This window comes from Actinoplanes sp. NPDC051537, assembly GCF_055586105.1.
Window position 1 is genome coordinate 557,446 of record NZ_JBVJIU010000002.1, and the last position, 6,586, is coordinate 564,031.

The 6,586-nt window shown below is 71.8% G+C and carries 5 protein-coding genes; 4 read left to right on the top strand and 1 reads right to left on the bottom strand.

The features are described 5' to 3' along the window. The first annotated feature begins 71 nt into the window (after positions 1-71). The 3 genes from acnA (at position 72) to ACZ6TB_RS06370 (ending at position 4,879) form a co-directional block, all read left to right on the top strand. Complete coding sequence (gene acnA, locus ACZ6TB_RS06360; protein WP_465551240.1) at positions 72-2,843, top strand: aconitate hydratase AcnA; 2,772 nt, start codon at positions 72-74, stop codon at positions 2,841-2,843. 90 nt (positions 2,844-2,933) lie between these two features. Further along, on the top strand, positions 2,934-3,452 hold the full coding sequence (locus ACZ6TB_RS06365; RefSeq protein ID WP_465551242.1) for a PadR family transcriptional regulator: 519 nt from the start codon (positions 2,934-2,936) through the stop codon (positions 3,450-3,452). 14 nt (positions 3,453-3,466) lie between these two features. Then, positions 3,467-4,879: a DHA2 family efflux MFS transporter permease subunit gene (locus ACZ6TB_RS06370; RefSeq protein ID WP_465551244.1), complete on the top strand. Its 1,413-nt coding sequence runs from the start codon at positions 3,467-3,469 to the stop codon at positions 4,877-4,879. A 338-nt stretch (positions 4,880-5,217) separates the two neighbouring features. Here the strand turns inward: ACZ6TB_RS06370 and ACZ6TB_RS06375 are convergent, their stop codons facing one another. Continuing rightward, positions 5,218-6,174: an aminoglycoside phosphotransferase family protein gene (locus ACZ6TB_RS06375; protein WP_465551246.1), complete on the bottom strand. Its 957-nt coding sequence runs from the start codon at positions 6,172-6,174 to the stop codon at positions 5,218-5,220. Between the two features lie 51 nt (positions 6,175-6,225). Between ACZ6TB_RS06375 and ACZ6TB_RS06380 the strand changes: the two genes are divergently transcribed. Beyond that, positions 6,226-6,471 (top strand): DUF2630 family protein, encoded by a 246-nt coding sequence (locus ACZ6TB_RS06380; protein ID WP_465551248.1) that lies wholly within the window; start codon positions 6,226-6,228, stop codon positions 6,469-6,471. Positions 6,472-6,586 lie beyond the last annotated feature (115 nt).

Below are 6,586 nucleotides of genomic sequence, written 5' to 3' on the forward strand. Positions count from 1 at the left end.
CTAACTCCCGGGGCACCCTAGCCGGTGCGAAAGACTGACTTGACTTCCAGTCGCTGGGTGAAGGAGATGACGTGGCCAGCCTCGACACCTTTGGTGCGAAGAGCGAGCTGCGCGTCGGAGACGCGAGCTACGAGATTTTCACGATCGACAAGGTCGAGGGGCACGAACGTCTGCCCTACTCCTTGAAGATCCTGCTGGAGAACCTGCTGCGGACCGAGGACGGCGCCAACATCACGGCCGACCACATCCGCGCCCTCGGCGGCTGGGACCAGACCGCCGACCCCAGCGTCGAGATCCAGTTCACCCCGGCCCGGGTCCTGATGCAGGACTTCACCGGCGTGCCCTGCGTGGTCGACCTGGCCACCATGCGCGAGGCCGTGAAGGATCTGGGCGGCGACCCCACCAAGGTCAACCCGCTGGCCCCGGCCGAGCTGGTGATCGACCACTCGGTCATCGCCGACCTGTTCGGCCGCGAGGACGCCTTCGCCCGCAACGTCGAGCTGGAGTACCAGCGCAACCGCGAGCGCTACCAGTTCCTGCGCTGGGGCCAGACCGCGTTCAACGAGTTCAAGGTCGTCCCGCCCGGCACCGGCATCGTGCACCAGGTCAACATCGAATACCTGGCCCGTACGATCATGGAGCGCAACGGCCAGGCCTACCCCGACACCGTGGTCGGCACCGACTCGCACACCACGATGGTCAACGGCCTGGGCGTGCTCGGCTGGGGCGTCGGCGGCATCGAGGCCGAGGCCGCCATGCTCGGCCAGCCGGTCAGCATGCTGATCCCGCGGGTCGTCGGCTTCAAGCTCTCCGGCGAGATGCCGGCCGGCACGACCGCCACCGATCTGGTCCTCACGATCACCGAGATGCTCCGCGAGCACGGCGTGGTCAGCAAGTTCGTCGAGTTCTACGGCCCCGGCGTGAGCGCCGTCCCGCTGGCCAACCGGGCCACGATCGGCAACATGTCGCCCGAGTACGGCTCGACCGTGGCGATCTTCCCGATCGACGACGAGACCATCAAGTACCTCAAGTTGACCGGCCGCAGCGAGCAGCAGGTCACGCTGGTCGAGGCGTACGCGAAGCGGCAGGGCATGTGGCTCGACCCGAGCGCCGAGCCCGACTACTCGGAGAAGCTCGAGCTCGACCTGTCGACGATCGTGCCGTCGCTGGCCGGGCCGAAGCGCCCGCAGGACCGCGTCCCGCTGAACGCGGCCAAGCCGATGTTCCGCGAGGCCCTCACCAACTACGTGCAGGCCAGCGGGCACGCCGACGAGGCCAGCGAGGAGTCGTTCCCGGCGTCCGACTCGCCGGCCAACGCCGTGCAGGACGAGACCGACAAGCCGCACGTGTTCTCGGCCGCCAACGGCGCCGAGGGCCGCGCGTCCAACCCGACCATGGTGGTCGGCGAGGACGGCACCGAGTTCGAGCTCGACCACGGCTTCGTCGGCATCGCCGCGATCACGTCCTGCACCAACACGTCCAACCCGCAGGTCATGATCGGCGCCGCGCTGCTGGCCAGGAACGCGGTCGAGCGCGGTCTCTCGCGCAAGCCGTGGGTCAAGACGACGCTCGCCCCCGGATCCAAGGTCGTGATGGATTATTACGACCGGGCGGGGCTCACGCCGTACCTGGACAAGCTCGGTTTCAATCTGGTCGGCTACGGGTGCACCACCTGCATCGGCAACTCGGGACCGCTGCCCGAGGCGATCTCGGCGGCCGTCAACGAGCAGGACCTGACCGCGGTCAGCGTGCTCTCCGGCAACCGCAACTTCGAGGGCCGGATCAACCCCGACATCAAGATGAACTACCTGGCCTCGCCGCCGCTGGTGGTGGCGTACGCGCTGGCCGGCACGATGGACCTGGACATCACGTCCGAGCCGCTCGGCACCGGGTCGGACGGCCAGCCGGTCTTCCTCTCCGACATCTGGCCCAGCGCCAAGGAGATCGACGACGTCATCGCCCACGCGATCGGCGCGGCCGGCTTCAGCTCGGCGTACTCGGACGTCTTCGCGGGCGACGAGCAGTGGCAGTCGCTGCCGACGCCGTCGGGCCAGACCTTCGAGTGGGCGAACGACTCCACGTACGTGCGGAAGCCTCCGTACTTCGAGGGCATGGCCGCGTCGCCGGCGCCCGTCGCCGACATCTCGGGCGCTCGGGTGCTGGCCAAGCTCGGCGACTCGGTGACGACCGACCACATCTCGCCGGCCAGCTCGATCAAGGCCGACTCCCCCGCGGGCAAGTACCTGGCCGACCACGGTGTCCCGCGGCACGAGTTCAACTCGTACGGCTCGCGCCGGGGCAACCACGAGGTCATGATCCGTGGCACGTTCGCCAACATCCGGCTGCGCAACCAGCTGGTGCCGGGCGTCGAGGGCGGCTTCACGGTCAACCACCTGACCGGCGACCAGACCACGATCTACGACGCGTCGGTGGCCTACCAGGAGGCGGGCGTCCCGCTGGTCATCCTGGCCGGCAAGGAGTACGGCTCGGGCTCGTCCCGCGACTGGGCCGCCAAGGGCACGATGCTGCTGGGCGTGCGCGCGGTCATCGCCGAGAGCTACGAGCGCATCCACCGCTCGAACCTGATCGGCATGGGCGTGCTGCCGCTGCAGTTCCCGCCCAAGACCAACGCCGAGTCGCTGGGCCTCACCGGCGCCGAGACCTTCACGATCACCGGCGTGACGGCGCTCAACGACGGCGACATCCCCTCGACGGTCAAGGTCCGCACCGACACCGGCGTGGAGTTCGACGCCGACGTGCGCATCGACACCCCCGGCGAGGCGGACTACTACCGCCACGGCGGCATCCTCCAGTACGTGCTGCGCAAGATGCTGCAGGCCTGATCCCCTTCGGTCGCCCGCTTTCGCCTTTTGCGAAGGCGGGCGACTTTTTTGCCTATGCCGTCCAGTTGTACCTATGTCAAACTGGACGGCATGTACATGGACCTCGTCATCCTCAGCCACCTGCAAACCGAGCCGGTCCATGGCTACGAGCTGAAACGCAAGGTCGCACAGACGACGGCGTACGCGTTGCACAACAACACGCTTTATCCCGCTCTCCGCCGCTTCGAGGAGGCGGGCGCCGTCATCAAGACGGCCGAGGCGCAGGAGGGCCGTCCGCCGCGCCACGTCTACGAGCTGACCGAGGTCGGCCGCGAGCTGCTGCACGACATGCTCGCCGACCTGCCGGCCGAGCTGGCCGCCGACGAGCCCGAGTTCCTCACCCGCCTCGGCCAGTTCGAGCAGCTCACCCTCTCCGAGCGGCTCCGCGTGCTCGACGCCCGAGCCACCGCCCTGCGGGCCCAGGCCGCGCACATGAGCGATCTGGCCGGCCGCGCCTCGGCGAGCCCGCGCAACCACCGCTGGGGCGCCCTCGTCGTCGACGAGCTGGCCGACCGCATCGATCGCGAGCTGGCGTGGATCGACCGCCTGCACGAGTTGGCCGAGACATGAGACCCAGCCCGTTGATGAGACCCAGCCCGTTGATGCGGCTCAGCCCGTTGATGCAGCTCGGCCTGCTCGCCGGGCCGCTGCTGACCATGGTGGATTCGTCGATCGTCAACGTCGCGGTCCCCGACATCGCGCGCGAGCTCGGCGCCGGCCTGGCCACCGCGCAGTGGGTGGTCAGCGGCTACCTGCTGGCCCTCGCCGCCGGCCTCACCACGACGTCCTATCTGGCCCGCCGCTTCGGCACGATGCGGGTCTACTCGGTGGCGCTCGCCGCGTTCCTGCTGGCCTCGGCCGCGTGCGCCGCCGCTCCCGGCATCGGCACGCTGATCGCCGCCCGGGCCGTGCAGGGCTTCGCCGGCGCGCCCCTGGTCCCGCTCGCGATGAGCGTCCTGCTCGGCCGCCAGGGCGCCGCGCGCCGCATCCCGGTCGCGGCCGGCCTGCTGTTCTTCCTGGCCCCCGCGATCGGCCCGTCCCTGGGCGGCCTGCTGATCGCCGCCGGCGGCTGGCGCTGGATCTTCCTGATCAACCTGCCGATCGGCCTGGTCGCCCTGCTCGGCGTCCGCCGCCTGCCGCCCGCGATCGCGCCGCCCGGCGACGCCGCGGCCCGCCCCGATCCCGTCGGCCTGGTCCTGCTCGGCGCGGGCCTGGTCGGCGCCCTCTACGGCGCGAGTCGCGCCACCGCCGACGGCTGGACCCACCCGGTCGTGCTGGTCACCCTCGGTGGGGGCGTGGTGCTGCTCATCGCGTACGCCCGATGGGCCCGGCGAACCACCCACCCGGCGGTCGATCTCACGCTGTTGCGGCATGGCCGCTCCGCCCTCGCCCTGGTCCTGAGCGTGACCTCGTCGGTGGTCGCGTTCGCCGCCGTCTTCCTGCTGCCGGTCTTCACCCAGTCGGTGCAGAGGCACACCGCGTTCGCGACCGGCCTGGCGCTGCTCCCCCAGGGCCTGATCACCGGCGTCGGCACCGCCGCGGGCCAGCGCCTGGCGTCCCGCTACGGCGTCCGCTACCTGGTCGTGACCGGTTTCGCCATCCTGGCCGTGGCCGGCGCGGGCCTCCTGCTGCTGACCGCGACCACGCCCTTGTGGGTCACGGCCCTGATCCTGTCCGGCCGCGCGGCCGCCATCGGTTTCGGCATCACGCCCCTGCTTTCCGTAATGCTCGCCCCGCTCACCGATGCCCAGCTGCCCGACGGCAACACCCTGTTCAACATCGCCCAACGCCTGGGCGGCTCGATCGGCGTGGGCGTGCTCGGCTCATTGCTCGCCACCCGCGCCGTCCAGGTCGGCCCGATCCCCGCTTTCCACGAGATAGGCCTGATCCTGACCGCTGTGGCCGCACTCGCCGCGCTGGCGTCCTTGCGCCTCCCGGCCGCCCCTTCCCAGCCGTCCCCGGCCCGCGCCCCCGCGCCCGCCTCCGCTTCGCCTTAACCAGCCACCCGCCATCGCCACACCCACGCACCGCACCGCGTCCCAACGCCGCACCGCGTCCCACCGCCGCACCGCGCCCCACCGCCGCACCGCGCCGCACCGCCGCACCGCGCCGCACCGCCGCACCGCCGCGCCGCATCGCCGCGCCGCGCCCCCGCCCCGCGCCCCGCGCCGCCACACCGCGCCGCGCCCACCGCCGCACAGCGCCCCACGCGCCGCCACGCTGCGCCAGCCGCACCGCACCGCATCGCATCGCGTCATCGCGTCGGCGCACCCGCCTCGATCTCCATGACCACCGGCGCGCGACATCCGCCCGGCCTACTCCTCGGCGGCCGGGCTCAACCGGCGATTGCCTCCGTGATCTGGCGGGTGGTCGCGGCGGCCACGCGGGCGTTGGTCGCGGCGTAGGAGCAATACGCGTTCAGGCCGGCCGCCAGCGCCCAGCCTCGGCCGCGCGCCCAGGTGGCGTCGTCGACGTCCAGCTCGGCGCGGAAGACCCCGCGCGCGGAGGCCGACATCAGCGTGAAGGCGATCATCATGTCGCGGGCCGGGTCGCCGACGCCGAGGCCGCCGAAGTCGATGACCGCGCTCAGCCGGCCGTCGACGGTCAGCAGGTTGCCCGTGTGAAAGTCGCCGTGGAACCACACCGGCGGCCGATCCCACCCGGGGGCCCCGAGCGCCGCCTCCCACACCGCGGTCATCCGGTCGGCGTCGAACAATCCGGCCACCTCCGCGATCGCCGCCCGCGTGTCCGCGTCGCGATCCGCCAAACCGCCGGCCTCCGCCACCGACGCCCGCATGTCCCCGTCGCGATCCGCCAAACCGGCCACCTCCGCCACCGGCGCCTGGGCGCCCGCGTGCCGGTCCGGCAAGTCGGAAATCTCGCTGGTCGGCGTATTTGCCGGCGGCAGGGGGAACTGCTGCAGCTCCATGAGAAATCCCGCCAGCGTTTCCGCCGCCGATGCCGAGTCGCCCAGCTCGGCCACCGTCGCCACCGAGCCGGGAAGCCATCGGGAAACCGCCCACGGCCAGGGATAACCCAGGCCCGGCCGGCCCACCGCCACCGGCGAGGGGATGGCCAGCGGCAAGTGCGGCGCTAGCCGCGGCAGCCAGCGCATCTCCTTCTCGGCCTGACCGATCGCGCCCTCGTGGCGGGGCAGGCGCACCGCCAGTTCGCCGCCCAGGCGGTGGATCACGTGGTCGGAGCCGGCGGGGTCGACGGGGCGCAGTGGCAGGCCGGCCCACTGCGGGAACTGCGTGTCGACCAAGCGCCGGATCAGCGCGCCGGTGAGCATGACCGTAACCTCCGTGTCAGTGGGTGGGCCGCGAGTGAATAGGCTTCGGGAATGGATGACAACACTGTGCTGAGCCGGATCCACGGCTTGGTCGATGAGGAGCACAAGCTGCGGCAGCAGCTCGGCCGCGGCGAGATCTCCTCGAACGAGGAGCACGCCCGGCTCAAGGATCTGGAGGAGGCCCTGGACCAGTGCTGGGACCTGCTCCGCCGGCGGCGGGCCGCCCGCGAGGTGGGCAACGACCCGAACGTCGAGCAGGCGCACAGCGTCGGCGAGGTCGAGGGCTACCTGCAGTGACGCGGTCCCGGCCGCGGGGGGGGGGGGGGGGGGGGGGGGGGGGGGGGGGGGGGGGGGGGGGGGGGGGGGGGGGGGGGGGGTAGGGGGGGGGGGGGGGGGGGTGGTGTGTGTCTCC